The organism is Catenuloplanes atrovinosus, from assembly GCF_031458235.1.
Taxonomy (GTDB): domain Bacteria; phylum Actinomycetota; class Actinomycetes; order Mycobacteriales; family Micromonosporaceae; genus Catenuloplanes; species Catenuloplanes atrovinosus.
Genome location: NZ_JAVDYB010000001.1, coordinates 1,548,052 through 1,563,357, shown reverse-complemented (window position 1 = coordinate 1,563,357; position 15,306 = coordinate 1,548,052). Strand labels below are relative to the sequence as shown.

The following is a 15,306-nucleotide window of genomic DNA, read 5'->3' as shown; positions in this document are numbered from 1 at the left end:
TACCATCGGGTGATCAAGCGCTCACCCGAGCGGCGCGGGAAGCATCAGATCGGCGGCCACGGTACGGCCGGCCAGCCCTCCGGCGGGTCGGGGAACTTGCGGCGCGCGTAGAGCCGCGCCACCCGCCGTCGCGCCGCGTCGACCTCGGCCGTGGTCAGGTGCTCGTCCAGCGCCTCGCCGAGGTCGCCACGCAGCCCGGCCCGCAACTGCTCCAGCGCGGCCAGCGCCCAGTCGGGCAGCCGCTTGCCGGACCAGCCCCACAGCACGGTCCGCAGCTTCTCCTCCGTGTGGAAGCAGATGCCGTGGTCGACGCCGTAGATCCGGCCGCCGGGGCCGAGCAGCACGTGCCCGCCCTTGCGGTCCGCGTTGTTGAGCACCGCGTCCAGCACGGCGAGCCGGGCCAGCCGCTCGTCGTCCGCGTGGGCCAGCGCGTATCGCTCACCGTCCTCGTCCTCCGCGGACGCGACCCGGAACCAGCCGGGCGGCAGCTCCCAGACCGGGACGAAGCCGACCACCTGTTCGGCGTCGTCCGGCTCGTCGATCCAGAGCTGGCAGGCGCCGGGGCCGAGCGGCCCGTCGCGCAATATGGTCGGCGGGATCAGCGCGAAGCCCGGGTCCCGCTCGCCCAGCCAGGACGAGACCAGGTAGGCGGAGACCTCGCGCCCGGCGAGCGTGCCGTCCGGGAAGTCCCAGAGCGGGCGCTCGCCGCGCACCGGCTTGTAGACGCACCGGCGGGTGATCCCGTCGAGCGTCACGAACGCACGCAGCGTGGTGTTGGACGCGTCGACGAGCCGGCCCTCCAGCTCGAGCTCGCCGCGGCGCAGCAGTTGGAGCGCGTCCGGCTCGTCCAGCACGCGCTCGGTCTCGGTGGACGTCACGCGGCCCCCGGTACGCAGGTCATGATCAGCGATGGTAGCCGTTGTGGCGCGGGCAGAGGTGGCCGCGCGGGTCGAGCGGCTGGCCGCAGAGCGGGCACGGCGGGCGGCCGGCGGAGAGCACGCGGCGGGCCCGGTCGATGAACGCGCGGGTGGCCTCCGGGGTCAGCCGGACGCGCAGCCGGTCGAGGTCGTCGTCGGGCTCCTCGGCCTCGTCGTCGGCGTCGTCGTCGTCGCCGATCAGCTCCTGCTCGCCCTCACCGGCCGCGATCGCCTCGATGATGACGGTGGCGGTGTCCACGTCGAACGCGAGGCCCAGCGTGCCGACCCGGAACTCCTCGTCGACGGGGGTGTCGAGCGGGTCGTTGTCGGGGTCGGCGCCGGCGGCGAGCACGGGCAGGTCGACGCCGAAGCGGCGGTGCGCCTCGGCGAGCAATTCCTCAAGCTTCTCCGCGAGCAGGGACACCTGGACCTTCTCCAGCGCCACGCTGACCACTCGGCCGCCACCCCGGGCCTGGAGGAAGAACGTCCGGTCGCCGGGCGTCCCCACGGTCCCGGCGACGAACCGGTCCGGCGGCTCGAACGCATGCACCTGGTGGGTCATACGGAGAACCCTATCCGCCCGAACGGTCACGCGCGTAGCGCACAGGGCCGAATGAGACCGAACCGATCGGCGGATTCCGGGCACACAGGACATGCCAGGTGTTGATCATCACGCCGTTGACAACGTCAGCGGATCACGTCACGGCAACTGGCCGCCACCGGCACCGCCGCCGACGGCCGCGTCCGACTCCGCGGGCGCGGTCGCGCGGCGGCCCCGGTGCTTCTTGACCGGCGGCGGGACCAGCGAGGCCAGGTCGCCGCCGGTGTCGTTGGAGCGCAGCACGAACGGGCGGGTCGCGGTGTAGCGGATCGCGGTCACCGAGGCCGGGTCCGCCACGATCCGCTGGAACTGGTCCAGGTGCAGGCCGAGCGCGTCCGCGGCGATCGCCTTGATCACGTCGCCGTGGCTGCACGCCAGCCAGACCGCCTCCGGCCCGTGCTCCGCCGTGATCTTCTCGTCCCAGCGGCGGACCGCGGCCACGGCCCGGGACGCCATCGCGGCCATCCCCTCACCGCCGGGGAAGACGGCCGCGCTCGGGTGCTGCTGCACCACCGGCCAGAGCGGGTCCTTGGCCAGCTTCTTCAGCGGCTGGCCCTCCCAGGCGCCGTAGTCGCACTCCACGATGCCGTCCTCCAGCTGCGGCAGCACGTCCGGCAGCGCGAGCGAGACCGTCTGCCGGCAGCGCAGCAGCGGACTGGAGACCACCGCGGCCAGCGGCAGCCCGACGAGCCGGGCGCCGACCGCGGCGGCCTGGCCACGGCCGGCGTCGTCCAGCTCGACGGGCTGTCGGCCGGCGAGCGTGCCGGAGGCGTTGGCGGTGGTCCGCCCGTGCCGGAGGAGAAGGACGGTTGCCACAGCGGTTCACACTACAGGGCCGCTCACCCGACCCCGGCCGCCTCGTAGGCCTCGGCCAGCGTGCGCAGCGTGGCGACGGACGAGGGCAGGTCGGGCGTGAACAGGTGCGCCGACAGCGTGGTGACGCCGCTCTCGGCGTACCGCTGGATGCCGTCCTTGATCTTGCTCTTCGGCCCGATCAGCGAGGTGCGGTCGATGAAGTCGTGCGGTACGGCCGCGGCCGCGTCCCGCTGCCGCCCGGTGAGGTAGAGCTCCTGCACCTCGGCGGCCTCCGCCGGGTACCCCATGCGTACCGCGATCTGGTGGTAGAAGTTCTGCTTCCGGCTGCCCATGCCGCCGACGTAGAGCGCCGCGTGCGGGCGGATCCGGTCCGCGCAGGCGGCCTCGTCGTCGCCGGTCGCCACCGGCACGGAGGCCACCACGTCGAAACCGGCGAGCTCGCGGCCGGCCCGCGCCCGCCCGGCCGCGACCGAGGCGAGGTAGCCGTCCGCGAGGTCGGGCGCGTAGAAGATGGCCAGCCAGCCGTCCGTGATCTCGCCGGCCAGTTCCAGGTTCTTCGGGCCGACCGCGGCCAGGTAGATCGGGATGTCCGCGCGCGGCGGCCGGAAGCTGAGCTTGAGCGCCTTGCCCGGCCCGTCCGGCAGCGGCAGCGTGTAGTGCTCGCCGCGGTACTCCACCCGGGAGCGGCTCAGCGCCATCCGCACGATGTCCACGTACTCCCGGGTGCGGCCGAGCGGCGCGCCGAACCGCACGCCGTGCCAGCCCTCGGAGACCTGCGGGCCGGAGACGCCGAGGCCGAGCCGGAACCGGCCGCCGGAGAACGTGTCGATGGTGGCCGCGGTCATCGCGGTGGCGGCCGGCGTGCGCGCGGGGATCTGCATGACCGCGGACCCGACGTCGATGCGCGAGGTCTGCCCGGCGATCCAGGACAGGATGCTGACCGAGTCCGAGCCGTACGCCTCGGCCGCCCACACGACGGAGTAGCCGAGCCGGTCCGCCTCCTGCGCGAGCGCGAGGTGGTCCGCGGGCGTGCTCCACGCGGTCTGATACCCCAGGCTGAGTCCGAGTTTCACGCGTTCAACCCCTTTAGCCGGTTTTCGATACCCACGAGTAACGTCAGAGTGCCGACGAGGATATCCGTACGGCGCTGTTCTTAATAAGGTTCACCCATGCAACAGCGACCGCTCGGCCGAAGCGGGCTAGCGGTTTCGCGGCTCGCGCTCGGCACCATGACGTGGGGCCGGGACACCGACGCCGACGACGCGGCCGCGCAGCTGAAGAGTTACCTGGACGCCGGCGGCAACCTGGTCGACACCGCGGACGTCTACGGCGACGGCGACGCCGAGGCGGTGATCGGCTCTCTGCTGGGCGGCCTCGTCCCGCGCGAGGACCTGCTCATCGCCACCAAGGCGGGGGTACGGCCGGGCAGCGGCCGCCGCCGCGACTGCTCGCGCGGGCACCTGCTGCGCAGCCTGGACGCGTCGCTGCGCCGGCTCGGCACCGACTACGTCGACCTCTTCCAGGTGCACGGGTACGACCCGGCCACGCCGCTGGAGGAGACCATGGCCGCGCTCGACCACGCCGTGGACAGCGGCCGGGTGCGCTACGTCGGACTGTCCAACTACTCCGGCTGGCAGACCGCGCGCGCCGCCACCTGGCAGGCCGCCTACCCGGGCCGCGCGCCGGTGGTCGCCACCCAGATGGAGTACTCGCTGCTGGAGCGCGGCGTCGAGCGCGAGGTGCTCCCGGCCTGCGCGGCGCTCGGCCTGGGCCTGCTGCCCTGGTCGCCGCTCGGCCGCGGCGTGCTCACCGGGAAGTACCGCAACGGCCGCCCCGCCGACTCGCGCGCGGTCTCGCCGCACTTCGCCGCGTTCGTGGAGAGCTACCTCGACCCGCGCAGCTCCAGCATCGTGGAGGCGGTCGTCACCGCGGCCGGCGGGCTCGGCGTGTCCCCGCTGGAGGTGGCGCTCGCCTGGGTCCGCGACCAGCCCGGCGTGGTGGCGCCGATCCTGGGCGCACGCACGGTGGGCCAGCTGCTCGGCGCGCTCCAGTCCGAGTACGTGGAGCTGCCCGCGGAGATAACGCTCGCGCTCGACGACGTCTCCGCCATCGGCTACGGCTACCCCGAGCGCGACGACTAGCAATTCGGCGCTCGACCGGCGCAGGATATACGCCATGGACTACGAATACGCGCCGCTGCGGTTGCCCCCGAATGTCGACCGGATGACCGCCACGGCGCAGCTGGCGATCCAGGCCGAGTTCTCGGGCTGGGAGCTGGCCCGGGTGCGGCTCTACCGGGACGGCACGCGGCAGGTGATGCTGCGCCGCCGGGTCCGGGAGCAACCGCAACCGGGCCTGTCGATCTAGCGCTCCTAGCGCTCCTCTTCGGGCAGCTCCAGGAACGGGTGCTCGTCCAGCCGGCCCAGCAGCCGGTCCTCCGGGCCGGGGGCGAACGGGCCGTCGCCGTCCTCCTCCTCGAACGCGTCGAGGTCCAGCGGCGCCGCGACCTCGGTCACGGTGACCAGGCCGTCGAGCGGCTCCAGCTCCGGGATGTCCAGCTCGCCGAGCGAGCCGTCGCCGCTCTGCAGCAGCTCCAGCACGGCCTCGCCGACCGAGGTGATCGGCTCGCCCAGCTCCTTGTCGTCCGCGTCCGGGCCGGCGGCGGCGCGGCGGGCGGACTCGGCGACCCGGATCAGCGCGGCGACGCTCGGCACCCGGTAGTCCCGGCGTTGGCGGACCGCGATCGCGTTCGGGTACGGGTCGGTCGGGAGCTCGTGCTCGTGCTCGTGGTCGTGCGCCGCCTCGTCCTCGTCGATCGGCTTGACGTCCCACGGCGTGACCTCGTTGAACGCGTCGAGCAGCAGCTCGTCGTACTCGAACGAGGCGTTGTTCAGCGCGACGTACGCCTTGCCGACGTTGTCGTCCTCGACCGCGCCGCCGCTCGCCTTGACGGCCGCGAGGTGGGCCCGCGCCGCCTCGAACACGCGCTCCAGCGCGGCGTCGAGGTCGGTCGATTGCACATCAGTCATGGAAGGTTCCTCAGATCTAGGGGTGTACTCAGCAACCGCGCAGGAATCGGTCCAGCACTCGCGTGCCGAACTCTAGACCCTCCACCGGAACGCGCTCGTCGATGCCGTGGAACAGCGCGGAGAAGTTCAGGTCGGCCGGCAACCGCAGCGGCGCGAAGCCGAAACAGCGGATGCCGAGCCGGTTGAAGTGCTTCGCGTCGGTGCCCGCGGACAGCATGTACGGCACGGCGCGGGCGCCCGGGTCCTCCGCCTTCAGCGCGGACGCCATCGCGTCCACCAGCGCGCCGTCGAACGAGGTCTCCAGCGCCCCCTGCGGGTCCCGCGACTCGATCTCGATGTCCGGCCCGACCAGCTCGCGGAGTTGCTCGTAGAACAGCTCCTGCTGGCCCGGCAGCGTCCGGCAGTCGATGGTCGCCGACGCCCGGCCCGGGATCACGTTGTCCTTGTAGCCCGCGTCCAGGCGCGTCGGGTTCGCCGTGTTCCGCACGGTCGCGCCGATGATGTTCGCGATCGGGCCGAGCTTCGCGATCGCCTTCTCCGGGTCGTCCAGGTCCAGCTCGATGCCGAGCAGTTCGGTCGTCTGCTCCAGGAACGTGCGCACCGTGGGAGTCACGGTCAGCGGGAACTTGTGCGCGCCGACCCGGGCCACCGCCGCCGCGAGCGCGGTCACCGCGTTGTCGTCGTGCACCATCGAGCCGTGCCCCGGACGGCCCTTGGCGTGCAGGCGCAGCCAGTCCATGCCCTTCTGCGCGGTCTCGATCAGGTAGAGGCGCAGGTCGTCGTGGACCGTGAAGGAGTAGCCGCCGACCTCGCCGATCCCCTCGGTCACCCCCTCGAACAGCTCCGCGCGCTCCTCGACCAGCGCCTTCGCGCCGTACCGGCCGCCCGCCTCCTCGTCCGCGGTGAACGCGAGCACGATGTCGCGCGGCGGCACGTACCCCTCCCGATGCCACTGCCCGACCACGGCCAGCACCATCGCGTCGAAGTCCTTCATGTCCACCGCGCCGCGGCCCCAGAGGTAGCCGTCCCGGATCTCGCCCGCGAACGGATCCACCGACCACTCGCTCGCGTCCGCCGGCACCACGTCCAGGTGCCCGTGCACCAGCAGGCCGCCGCGGCCGGGGTCGGCGCCGGGGATGCGCGCCACCAGTGAGGTCCGGCCGGGCAGCGTCTCGTGCACGACCGGCTCGATGCCGGCCGCCGAGAGCTTCTCCGCCACGTACTCCGCGGCCACCCGCTCACCCTTGCTGGTCTCCGGATCACCCGTGTTGCTGGTGTCCATCCGCAGCAGGTCCCGGCAGATCCCGACAACCTCACCCGCGTCGCTCATCCGCCTTTCTTACCATCCCCCGTTGACGGCGCGGCGCTCGCCGCGTGACCGCGCGGGCGTTTGCCGGTCGAGCGCCCCGGGAATCACGCGTCCGCCAGCCCGTCTCTAGGAGGACTCCGTGGCTCTCCCCCTTCCCCCGCTCCCCAGCACCCCCGGCGACGAGACGTGGAAGCCGGCCGGTGAGGAGGTCGTCAAGGTCCTCGCGGACGAGCACCGCCGCATCGCCGAGCTCTGCTCCCGGCTGACCGACGAGTCCGTGCCCGAGGACGAGCGCGCCCGGGTGGCCGAGGTCGTCATCGCCACCGTCACCCGGCACCTCTCCGCCGAGGAGCAGTACCTCTACCCCGCCGTCGCCGGCACCCTGGACGACGGCCGCACGCTGGCCGAGCGGGAGATCGCCGAGGACCGCGAGATCCTGCTCACGCTCCGGTCGCTCTCCTCCATCAAGCCCGCCGACCCGGACTTCGACCGCATCGCCGGCACCATCTGCGGGCAACTCGCCCGGCATGCGGAGACCGCCACCGGCCGGCTCCTCCCCGGCCTCGCGGACGCCGCCAGCGAGGCCGACCTGATCCGCCTCGGCAACCGCGTGCAGATCGCCGAGGAGGCCGCGCCCACGCGCCCGCACCCGGGCACCCCGGCCACGCCGCCGTGGAACAAGGTCGTCGACCCCGCGGTCGCCGTCGTCGACAAGGTCCTCGACGCGGTCACCGGCCGGCCGACGTACCCGTCGGACCTCAAGGACTCCTGAACCCTTTTGATCGTCCCGCTTCCGGCGTGGCCGCTGCCCGCAAGCCGGGAGCGGGCACCGGTCGGCCGTGGCCGGCCTCCCGGTCGGATCCGTGGCGGGTCACCGAAGATCACCAGCTGTGGGATTCTCGCCCGGCAGGCGTTGACCTTGGGGCAGCACGGGATTGTTTCAACTATTGAACCCTCCGAATTGCGATGAGAAGAAATGGTGAACGGATCGGCGCCATCGGAGGTTGTCGCGGCAACGGTGCGAGTCGATCCGAATGGGTACGCCCGGCGCCGGTGGGAAGCCCCCGATCGGGTGACGATCACCCACAAAGCCGCAGGCGGCGGCGCACCCCGAAGGCCTGAGTGGATCAGCAGGTGGGATCGGGGTTTCCCTTGTTCTGCACCGTAGGGTGCCCCCGGGACGCGCGGTACCGGCGGGTTACCGCAGCACAAGGCGGCGGTGAACTGATCGACGGGCGCCCGCGAACTCCGGCTCATATTTTCGGCCGGACTTCATTGCCTGAAACTCTTTCGCTTACTCCCCCGCGCGTCCTACCGTCACGCTATGAACCTGGAGCTGCGGCATCTCAAGGTGGTCTGCACGATTGCGGAAACGGGGAGTGTCACTAAGGCGGCCTCGACCTTGGGGCTCGCCCAGCCCGCGCTGACGGCGCAGCTGCAACGCATCGAGCGCGCGCTCGGCGGCCCGCTGTTCGACCGGGACCGGCGCGGGGCGCGGCCGACCGCGCTCGGCGAGCTGGTGCTGGCCCGCGCGCGGGTGCTGCTGCCGGCGATGAAGGGGCTGCAGGACGAGGCGGCGCGGCTGGCGGGCAACGGCAGCGCCATGACGCGGTACCGGATCGGCTCCACGATGGGCCCGATCGTGGGCGGGTTGCTGCGCCGGCTCGCGGAGGACCAGCCGCAGGCGCAGATCACCACGTACTCGTCGTGGTTGCGGGACGAGCTGTACGAGAAACTGGCCGGCGGCCGGCTGGACTTCGCGCTGCTCGGCATGTGCGGCGACTCGTCGCCGTCCGCGGAGTACGGGCTGGCCTGGGCCGCGGTCGCGGTGGACGGCGTGTGCGTGATGCTGCCGGAGAGCCACAAGGCGGCCGGCGCGGACGAGGTGGCCCTCGGCGACCTGGCGGACGACAACTGGGTGGCCGCGCCCGGCGACGGCTGCTTCGCGGACTGCTTCGCGGCGGCGTGCGCACGGGCCGGGTTCACGCCACGCCAGGTGTTCGAGATCGACGTGCGGGCCGCGATCGACATGGTCGAGTCCGGCGCCGCGATCGGCATCTGCCAGCCCACGTTCCGGCCGCCGCCGGGCCTGGTGACCGTGCCGCTGGCCGGCACGCCGCTGCGCTGGCGGCACCTGGTCGGCTGGCACCCGGAGAGCGGCGCGGCCGGGTTCGCGCACCGGGTGGTGGAGCTGGCCACGGCGTCGTACCAGGAGTCGGTCGCGCGGAACACGCGGTACCTGGAGTGGGTGGCGGGCAAGCCGAGACTCGGCGTGCAGGGCGGCAACGGCCCGGCGCGCGCCGACGAGCGCCTAGTCTCGTTGGCATGACGTTGCTGGTGGTGGACGGGGCGAACGTGGTCGGTTCGGTGCCGGACGGGTGGTGGCGCGACCGCGCCGGGGCCGCCGTGCGGCTGCGCGAGCGGCTGCGCCCGATCGCCGCCGCCGGACTGCCCGGCCTGCCGCCGCCGCTGGATGTGGTGCTCGTGGTGGAGGGCCGTGCGAAGGGCATCGGCGCCGCGCCCGGGGTGTCCGTGGTGGACGCGCCCGGCTCCGGCGACGACACCATCGTCGACCTGGTGCGCGACGCCGGGGACCCGGCCGTGGTGGTGGTGACCGCCGACCGTGGCCTGCGCGAGCGGGTGACCGCGCTGGGCGCGGGCGTGCTCGGCCCGCGATCCGTCCGATGAGGCCTCAAAGCTGAGGTTTCACGATCCGTGCGATGAATGAAAGACGGCGTGAGCAACTATTCGCCGTGTTTCGAGTGGCGCAGCGAAGTGACGAGTGGTTACGGTACGGAGACGCAGTGTCGCGCTATCCCGATACACGACATTCGCCGGCGATTGTCCCTACGAGACGCCGGGGCGCTCCACGGAGGACACCCGCCTCCGTTAGGATCTTCCCGCAGAAGTTGGGGAGGGGTTCGAGTGGCCAGTGTCGCTGAGGTCCGCGCCGCCATCGAGGCCGCGATCCAGCAGGTGACCGAGTCCCAGGTGGCGATCAGCGCGGCCAACGAGAAACTCTCGGAGGCGCAGATGAGTCTGGCTTCGGCATGGGACGGCTCCGGCCACCAGGCCACCCAGGCGGCGTACGCGTCGTTGCAGCAGGCCACCGTGGATCTGGAGAACTGCTACACCGCCACGCTCGCCGCGGTGGAACAGGCGCAGACCTACACGGCGACGCTGTAGCACCGACGCCATGTCGCTGCTCGAAGAGCTGGGCGCGCGCATCCGCGCGACCAACGACGAACTCCCGGTCGGGCTGGTCCTCGCCGCGCTGGAGCGCCTGCGGGTCGCGTCCGAGCTGCTGGTCTGGGTCCGCCAGGCGTCCTCCCAGCCGATGGGCGTGCCGCAGCTGGCCAACGCCACCGAGCACGCCGAGCACGCCGTGTTCGCGCTGCGCAGCGCGCAGGACGCGATCAGCGAGTACCTCGCCGCGATCGGCCTGGCCCACGACGCCACCCGCGGCGCGGACGGCAGCTGGCGGGACGCGGTCGCGTTCGAGGAGCGCGACCGTCCGCAAGAGCAGCCCCGGACGCCGGACGCCGCGCCGCTCGGCCGCTGGTGGAAGGCGCGCGTCACGGTCCTCACCGGCGGCGAGGCGAGCGCCGACGAGTCGGCCGGCGCGGCCGGCGGCCCGGGCCGGGCCACGCCGGGCGAGCGGGACCGGCACGACCGCGACGCGGCCACGGACAGCGCGGACCTGATGCGTCGCGTCGCCGCGTCCGTCGGCGCGGACAGCCCCGGCCGCATGCGCCGCGAGCTGGGCGAGGTCGAGCCCCCGGTCGGGCTGGGCCTGGCCGCGCTCACCCCCGCGCTGCTGCACCGGCTGACCGCGGACCTGCTGGGACACGAGCCCAGACCCGAGGACCTGCCGCGGGTACGCAAGGAGGCCGAGCAGCTGCGTGAACTGCTCCCCGGCCTGCCCGCCACCACCATCGACACGCTGGCCGAGCGGGTCTGCCGGGTGCCCCCGGAGCAGCGCAAGTCCCGGGAGGACGAGCCGGACGGCGACGGCGAGCAGCGCACCGAGGACGGGCGCCGGCGCAACGAGGCCGAGCGCGCGCACCCGGCGGACGCGGCCGTGGCCGGTGCGGTGCTCACCGGCGTGCTGCTCAAGCGCCTCGGCCGCGACCCCGGCTCGCTGAACCCGTCCGCGCCGGAGACGGTGCCGACGTACCGGGACCCCGACGCCGATGCCTGACTCGCGGACCACCTCCGTCGACCAGGTGCGCCGTGCGCTGTCCTACGCGCTCGGCCGCGCCCGCGGCGACCTGGCCGACGCGGAGCGCGAGCTGGACACCGCCCTGGCCCGGCTGGACCGGCTCGGCACGGTCGCGGACGAGGTGCCGGTGCGCGCGGCCCGGCAGCGCGACGCCCGGCTGGCCGAGATCGACGAGCTGTACGCGACGAAGCTGGCCACGCTGACCCGGCAGGCGGCGGAGGCCGGCGACCGGGAGGCGCCGGGCGCGGCCGGGGACGGCTGGGACGAGTGGAAGCCGACGCCGGCCGAGCGCGGGCAGGTGGCGCCGGAGCTGCGGATCGGCGCGGTCCGGATCGCCCGCACCACACCCGTACCCGCGCTGGTCCCGCTCCTTGACCGTGCGCACGTGCACCTGTCCACGCTGCCCGAGGCGGAGGACGCCGCGACCGCGCGGCAGATAGCCGCGGGCGACGCCGAGCCGGCGCACGCGCCCGGATACGCCGAGACCGGCGACCGCGTCGTCACCACGCTGCTGCTGCGCGCGCTCGGCACCGCCCCGCCGGGCCAGGTGCACATCACCGGGTACGACCCGGAGCAGCTCGGCGGCGGCCTGGCCGGCTTCGCCGCGCTGGCGAACGCGGGACTGCTCACGTTCGTCGGTCCCGGCGGCCTGTCCGGGCTGCTCGACGGCCTGGTCGACCACATCCGGCGGATCAACGAGAAGGTGCTGGCCGGCGCGTACACGTCGCTGCGCGAGCTGGCCCGTGCCGAGGGCCGCCGCCCGGAGCCGTGGCGGATCGCGGTGCTGCTCGGCGCCGGCCGCAAGGACGAGCTGACCCCGCACGAGCAGGCGCAGCTGGAACGCATCGCGCGCACCGGCGTGGCCTGCGGCGTGCACCTGATCGTGCGCGGCCTGCCGATGCCGTCCGGCCCGGCCGTGGAGCGGGTACGCACCGGCACCGGCGGCCGGGTGCGCGTCGGCGGCCTGCGCGGGCTGCCCGTGGTGCTCGACCCGCCACCGCCGGCGCGGCTGGTCACCGAGACGTCCACGGCGCTGGCCCGGCGGGCGGCCGAGGGTCCGGCCCCGGTCCGGTTCGCCGACCTGCTCCCGGCCGAGTTCTGGCGGGAGTCCTCCGCGGAGGGCCTGGTCGCGCCGGTCGGCGAGGACGCGCAGGGCCGCCCGGTGCCGGTGACGCTGGCCGACTACCCGCCGCACGCGCTGATCGCGGGCCCGTCCGGCACCGGCAAGACCAATCTGATCTACGCCTGGATGGGCGCGCTCGCGGCCCGCTACTCCCCCGGCGAGCTGGAGTTCTACCTGCTCGACTTCAAGGAGGGCGTGTCGTTCGCCCGGTTCGCGCCGGGCCGCCGGGACCCGAGCTGGCTGCCGCACGTACGCCTGGTCGGGGTGAACGTGAACACCGACCGCGAGTTCGGGCTGGCGCTGCTGCGGTTCCTCGGCGAGGAGCTGCGGCGCCGGGCGGACGCGGCCAAGGCGTTCGACGCGACCAAGCTGCCGGAGCTGCGCGCGGAGGACCCGGCCGGGCACTGGCCGCGGATCGTGGCCGTGATCGACGAGTTCCAGGTGCTGCTCAACGGCCGCGACGCGGTGGTCACCGAGTCGGTCAACCTGCTCGACGACCTGGCCCGCCGCGGCCGCTCGCAGGGCATCCACCTGGTCCTGGCCAGCCAGGACGTCTCCGGCATCGAGGCGCTGTGGGGCCGGCCGTCGCTGGTCGCCCAGTTCTCGCTGCGGATCGCACTGCCCAAGGCGCGCAAGGTGCTGCCGGAGCAGAACACGGCCGCGGACACGCTGCCCCGCCACCACGCGATCGTCAACCCGGACTCCGGCGCGCCGGAGGCGAACCGGATCCTGCGCGTGCCGCCGGCCGGCGACCGGGAGGCGTGGGGCTCGCTGCAACGCGAGCTGTGGACCCGGCGGCCCGAAGGCTCGCTGGCCCCGCGCCTGTTCGACGGCGACGCGATCCCGCGCCTGGAGACCGCGCCGGACTTCGTGTCGCTCGCCCCGGGCGCGGACCCGGCCGGGCGGCGGTGGGCCACCGGCATGCCGGTCGCGCTGCTCGGCGAGGCGATCGACGTGCAGGCGCGGTCCGCGCGGCTGGCGCTGAACCGCGCGCCCGGCCGCAACCTGGCCGTGCTCGGCACCCGGGCGGACGAGGCCTGCGCGGTGCTGAACGCGGCGGCCCGCTCGCTGGCCGCGCAGTACCCGGACGGCGGCGCGCGCTTCTCCGTCGCGGTGCTGGACGCGTCCGCCGCGCTGGCCGTGGACGCGCTGCACGGCATCCTGCCGCCGGACCGGACCGCGGTCTACCACGCGGACAACGTGACCGCGCTGCTGCGCGCGACCGCGGCCGGGCTGGAGGACGAGGGCGACGAACCGCACTTCCTGCTGCTCTACGCGGTGGACGCGGTGACCCCCAGGCTGGCCCGCTCGGGTCCGGCCCCGGCTCAGCGGCGCGGCATCATCCCGCCGGTCGGCGCGCACGCCGGGGCCGCGCCGAAACCCGCCGGCCCCGATCAACCGGCCGCCGCCCCGACCGGCCTCGACGACCTGCGGCGAATCCTCACCGCGGGCCCGGAGCACCACACGCACGTGCTCGGCTGGTGGCGGCAGCCCGGCCGGCTCCGCGACGACCTGGGCGGCATCGGCTCGCGGACGGACGCGATCGGCGCGTGGCTGGCGCTGGACGTGCACGGCAGCGAGCTGTCCCAGTTCTACCCGGACGGCCGCGGCCCGGCCTGGTATCCGCGGCCGTGGCGCGGGCTGTTCTTCGACCGGGCGGTGCACCGCGTCGCCGAGGCGATCATCCCGTACGGATGGACCTGATGGCTTCCTACCGTGAGCTGATCCGTGGCCTGGCCGGCATCGACGCGGAGGTGGACACGCACCGCGCCGAGGCGCACGAGTGGTACGCACGCACCGTGGCGAACGCGGAGACGAAGTACCGCGAGGCCGAGCAGCGCGCCACCGACGCCGAGGCCGGGATGCGGGCCGCCGAACACCACTTCCAGGACATCGACATGCGGGTCTACGACGCCTGGGAGGAGGCCCGCGCACGCCTCGGCCGCGTGGGTCACCACCCCACGCCGCTGACGCCGCCGGACGGCGACCCGCGCGGCGCCGAGGAGTGGCTGCTGGACGCGCACGCGCAGCTGGCCCGCTCCGGCCGCCGCCCCGGGCTGCCCGAGCAGACCCGGAACGTGCTGGTCGCGCTGGGCGTGCTCGGCGGCGTGCTGGCCGGGCTGGCCGGCTTCGGCGTGCGGGCCGCCGGCCGCTCCCTCGGCGGCGACCTCGCCGTGGTGCTGCCGGTGCTGGCGCTGCTGCTCACGCTCGCGCTCGGCCCGATCATCGCGCTGCTGGCCGCGAAGGTCTACGCGGACCGGCGCGGCGCCGTGCTGGAACCCGGCTCGGTGACCGTGCTGGTGGTGTCCGCGCTGGTGGCGGCCGGCCTGGCGATCGTGGTACAGAACGTCGGGTGACACTCGCAGACGCGCTGGCCGCGGGCCCGGTGGTGCTGGACGGCGGCCTCGCCACGCAGCTCGAGGCCGCGGGCGCGGACCTGTCCGGCGGCCTGTGGTCGGCCCGGCTGCTGCGCGACGACCCGGCCGCGATCGTCGCCGCGCACACCGCCTACCTGCGCGCCGGCGCGCAGGTGCTCACCACCGCCAGCTACCAGGCCACGCTGCCCGGCTTCGCCCGCGCCGGCATCGGCTCCACCGAGGCCGCGGCCCTGCTGCGCCGTAGCGTGGCGCTGGCCCGCGAGGCCGCCGGCGGTGCCGCCTGGGTGGCCGCGTCCGCCGGCCCGTACGGCGCGATGCTGGCCGACGGCTCCGAATACCGCGGCGACTACGGCCTGAGCGTGCGCCGGCTGGCCGCCTTCCACCGCCCGCGCCTGGAGATCCTCGCCGAGGCCGGCCCCGACGTGCTCGCCCTGGAGACCGTCCCCGACACCCGCGAGGCCGAGGCGCTGCTGCTCGCGCTGGACGGCCTCGGCGTACCGGCCTGGCTGTCCTACACCGTCGAGGGTTCCCGGACCCGCGCCGGCCAGCCCTTGTCCGAGGCCTTCGCCCTGGTCAGCGGAGTGGATGCGATCATCGCCACCGGCGTCAACTGCTGCACCCCGGCCGACGCGGCCGCGGCCGTCCCCGTCGCACGGGCGGCCGGCGGCGGCAAACCCGTCGTCGTCTACCCCAACAGCGGCGAGACCTGGGACGCGACCACCCGCGCCTGGACCGGCCCGGTCACGCTGCCGGCCGGCATCCCCACCGGCGCCCACCTGATCGGTGGCTGCTGCCGCGTCGGCCCCGCCGCCATCGCGACGATCGCCACCACCCTGGGCCGCCCACCCGTCCGCCCGCCGGCGTGACGGCACCGCCGGGCCCTGCTCCCCCCGCACGAGGAGCAGGACCCG

Annotated in this window: 16 protein-coding genes; 10 read left to right on the top strand and 6 right to left on the bottom strand. The window is 74.3% G+C overall.

Going from position 1 to position 15,306, the window contains the following annotated elements:
* Positions 1-44: 44 nt before the first annotated feature.
* The 4 genes from J2S41_RS06660 to J2S41_RS06645 all read right to left on the bottom strand — a co-directional run bounded on the left by J2S41_RS06660 (position 45) and on the right by J2S41_RS06645 (position 3,407).
* Positions 45-878: an Rv2133c family protein gene (locus J2S41_RS06660; protein ID WP_310364403.1), complete on the bottom strand. Its 834-nt coding sequence runs from the start codon at positions 876-878 to the stop codon at positions 45-47.
* Positions 879-903: 25 nt separating this feature from the next.
* Complete coding sequence (locus tag J2S41_RS06655; RefSeq protein ID WP_310364400.1) at positions 904-1,479, bottom strand: Rv2134c family protein; 576 nt, start codon at positions 1,477-1,479, stop codon at positions 904-906.
* A gap of 138 nt (positions 1,480-1,617) precedes the next feature.
* A complete protein-coding gene (locus J2S41_RS06650) occupies positions 1,618-2,334 on the bottom strand; it encodes an Rv2135c family putative phosphatase (RefSeq protein WP_310364398.1) in 717 nt (238 codons plus the stop codon).
* Positions 2,335-2,357: 23 nt separating this feature from the next.
* Complete coding sequence (locus J2S41_RS06645; RefSeq protein ID WP_310364393.1) at positions 2,358-3,407, bottom strand: LLM class F420-dependent oxidoreductase; 1,050 nt, start codon at positions 3,405-3,407, stop codon at positions 2,358-2,360.
* Positions 3,408-3,503: 96 nt separating this feature from the next.
* Between J2S41_RS06645 and J2S41_RS06640 the strand changes: the two genes are divergently transcribed.
* Both J2S41_RS06640 and J2S41_RS06635 read left to right on the top strand, forming a co-directional pair.
* A complete protein-coding gene (locus J2S41_RS06640; protein WP_310364391.1) occupies positions 3,504-4,475 on the top strand; it encodes an aldo/keto reductase in 972 nt (323 codons plus the stop codon).
* Positions 4,476-4,509: 34 nt separating this feature from the next.
* Positions 4,510-4,701 carry a DUF5703 family protein gene (locus J2S41_RS06635; RefSeq protein WP_310364390.1) on the top strand — a complete coding sequence of 64 codons (192 nt, stop codon included), beginning with the start codon at positions 4,510-4,512 and terminating at the stop codon, positions 4,699-4,701.
* Between the two features lie 5 nt (positions 4,702-4,706).
* Here the strand turns inward: J2S41_RS06635 and J2S41_RS06630 are convergent, their stop codons facing one another.
* Together J2S41_RS06630 and J2S41_RS06625 are read right to left on the bottom strand one after the other, a co-directional pair.
* On the bottom strand, positions 4,707-5,363 hold the full coding sequence (locus J2S41_RS06630) for a hypothetical protein (RefSeq protein WP_310364389.1): 657 nt from the start codon (positions 5,361-5,363) through the stop codon (positions 4,707-4,709).
* 28 nt (positions 5,364-5,391) lie between these two features.
* Complete coding sequence (locus tag J2S41_RS06625; protein WP_310364387.1) at positions 5,392-6,693, bottom strand: M20/M25/M40 family metallo-hydrolase; 1,302 nt, start codon at positions 6,691-6,693, stop codon at positions 5,392-5,394.
* 118 nt (positions 6,694-6,811) lie between these two features.
* Between J2S41_RS06625 and J2S41_RS06620 the strand changes: the two genes are divergently transcribed.
* The 8 genes from J2S41_RS06620 to mmuM all read left to right on the top strand — a co-directional run bounded on the left by J2S41_RS06620 (position 6,812) and on the right by mmuM (position 15,261).
* Positions 6,812-7,444: a hemerythrin domain-containing protein gene (locus J2S41_RS06620; protein ID WP_310364384.1), complete on the top strand. Its 633-nt coding sequence runs from the start codon at positions 6,812-6,814 to the stop codon at positions 7,442-7,444.
* A gap of 552 nt (positions 7,445-7,996) precedes the next feature.
* The gene (locus J2S41_RS06615) at positions 7,997-9,001 is read left to right on the top strand and encodes a LysR family transcriptional regulator (protein ID WP_310364381.1); all 1,005 of its coding nucleotides are present in this window, start codon (positions 7,997-7,999) and stop codon (positions 8,999-9,001) included.
* Positions 8,998-9,360, top strand: a complete 363-nt coding sequence (locus J2S41_RS06610; protein ID WP_310364378.1) for a hypothetical protein — start codon at positions 8,998-9,000, stop codon at positions 9,358-9,360. Before J2S41_RS06615 ends, J2S41_RS06610 begins: the two co-directional genes overlap by 4 nt.
* 237 nt (positions 9,361-9,597) lie before the next feature.
* Entirely contained in the window at positions 9,598-9,858 is a 261-nt protein-coding gene (locus tag J2S41_RS06605; protein WP_310364376.1) for a hypothetical protein, read from the top strand.
* 10 nt (positions 9,859-9,868) lie between these two features.
* Positions 9,869-10,873 (top strand): hypothetical protein, encoded by a 1,005-nt coding sequence (locus tag J2S41_RS06600; RefSeq protein ID WP_310364374.1) that lies wholly within the window; start codon positions 9,869-9,871, stop codon positions 10,871-10,873.
* Positions 10,866-13,721, top strand: a complete 2,856-nt coding sequence (locus tag J2S41_RS06595) for an FtsK/SpoIIIE domain-containing protein (protein WP_310364372.1) — start codon at positions 10,866-10,868, stop codon at positions 13,719-13,721. Before J2S41_RS06600 ends, J2S41_RS06595 begins: the two co-directional genes overlap by 8 nt.
* On the top strand, positions 13,721-14,374 hold the full coding sequence (locus J2S41_RS06590; RefSeq protein ID WP_310364370.1) for a hypothetical protein: 654 nt from the start codon (positions 13,721-13,723) through the stop codon (positions 14,372-14,374). The genes J2S41_RS06595 and J2S41_RS06590 overlap by 1 nt, the downstream gene beginning before the upstream one ends.
* The gene (mmuM, locus tag J2S41_RS06585; protein WP_310364367.1) at positions 14,371-15,261 is read left to right on the top strand and encodes a homocysteine S-methyltransferase; all 891 of its coding nucleotides are present in this window, start codon (positions 14,371-14,373) and stop codon (positions 15,259-15,261) included. Before J2S41_RS06590 ends, mmuM begins: the two co-directional genes overlap by 4 nt.
* Positions 15,262-15,306 lie beyond the last annotated feature (45 nt).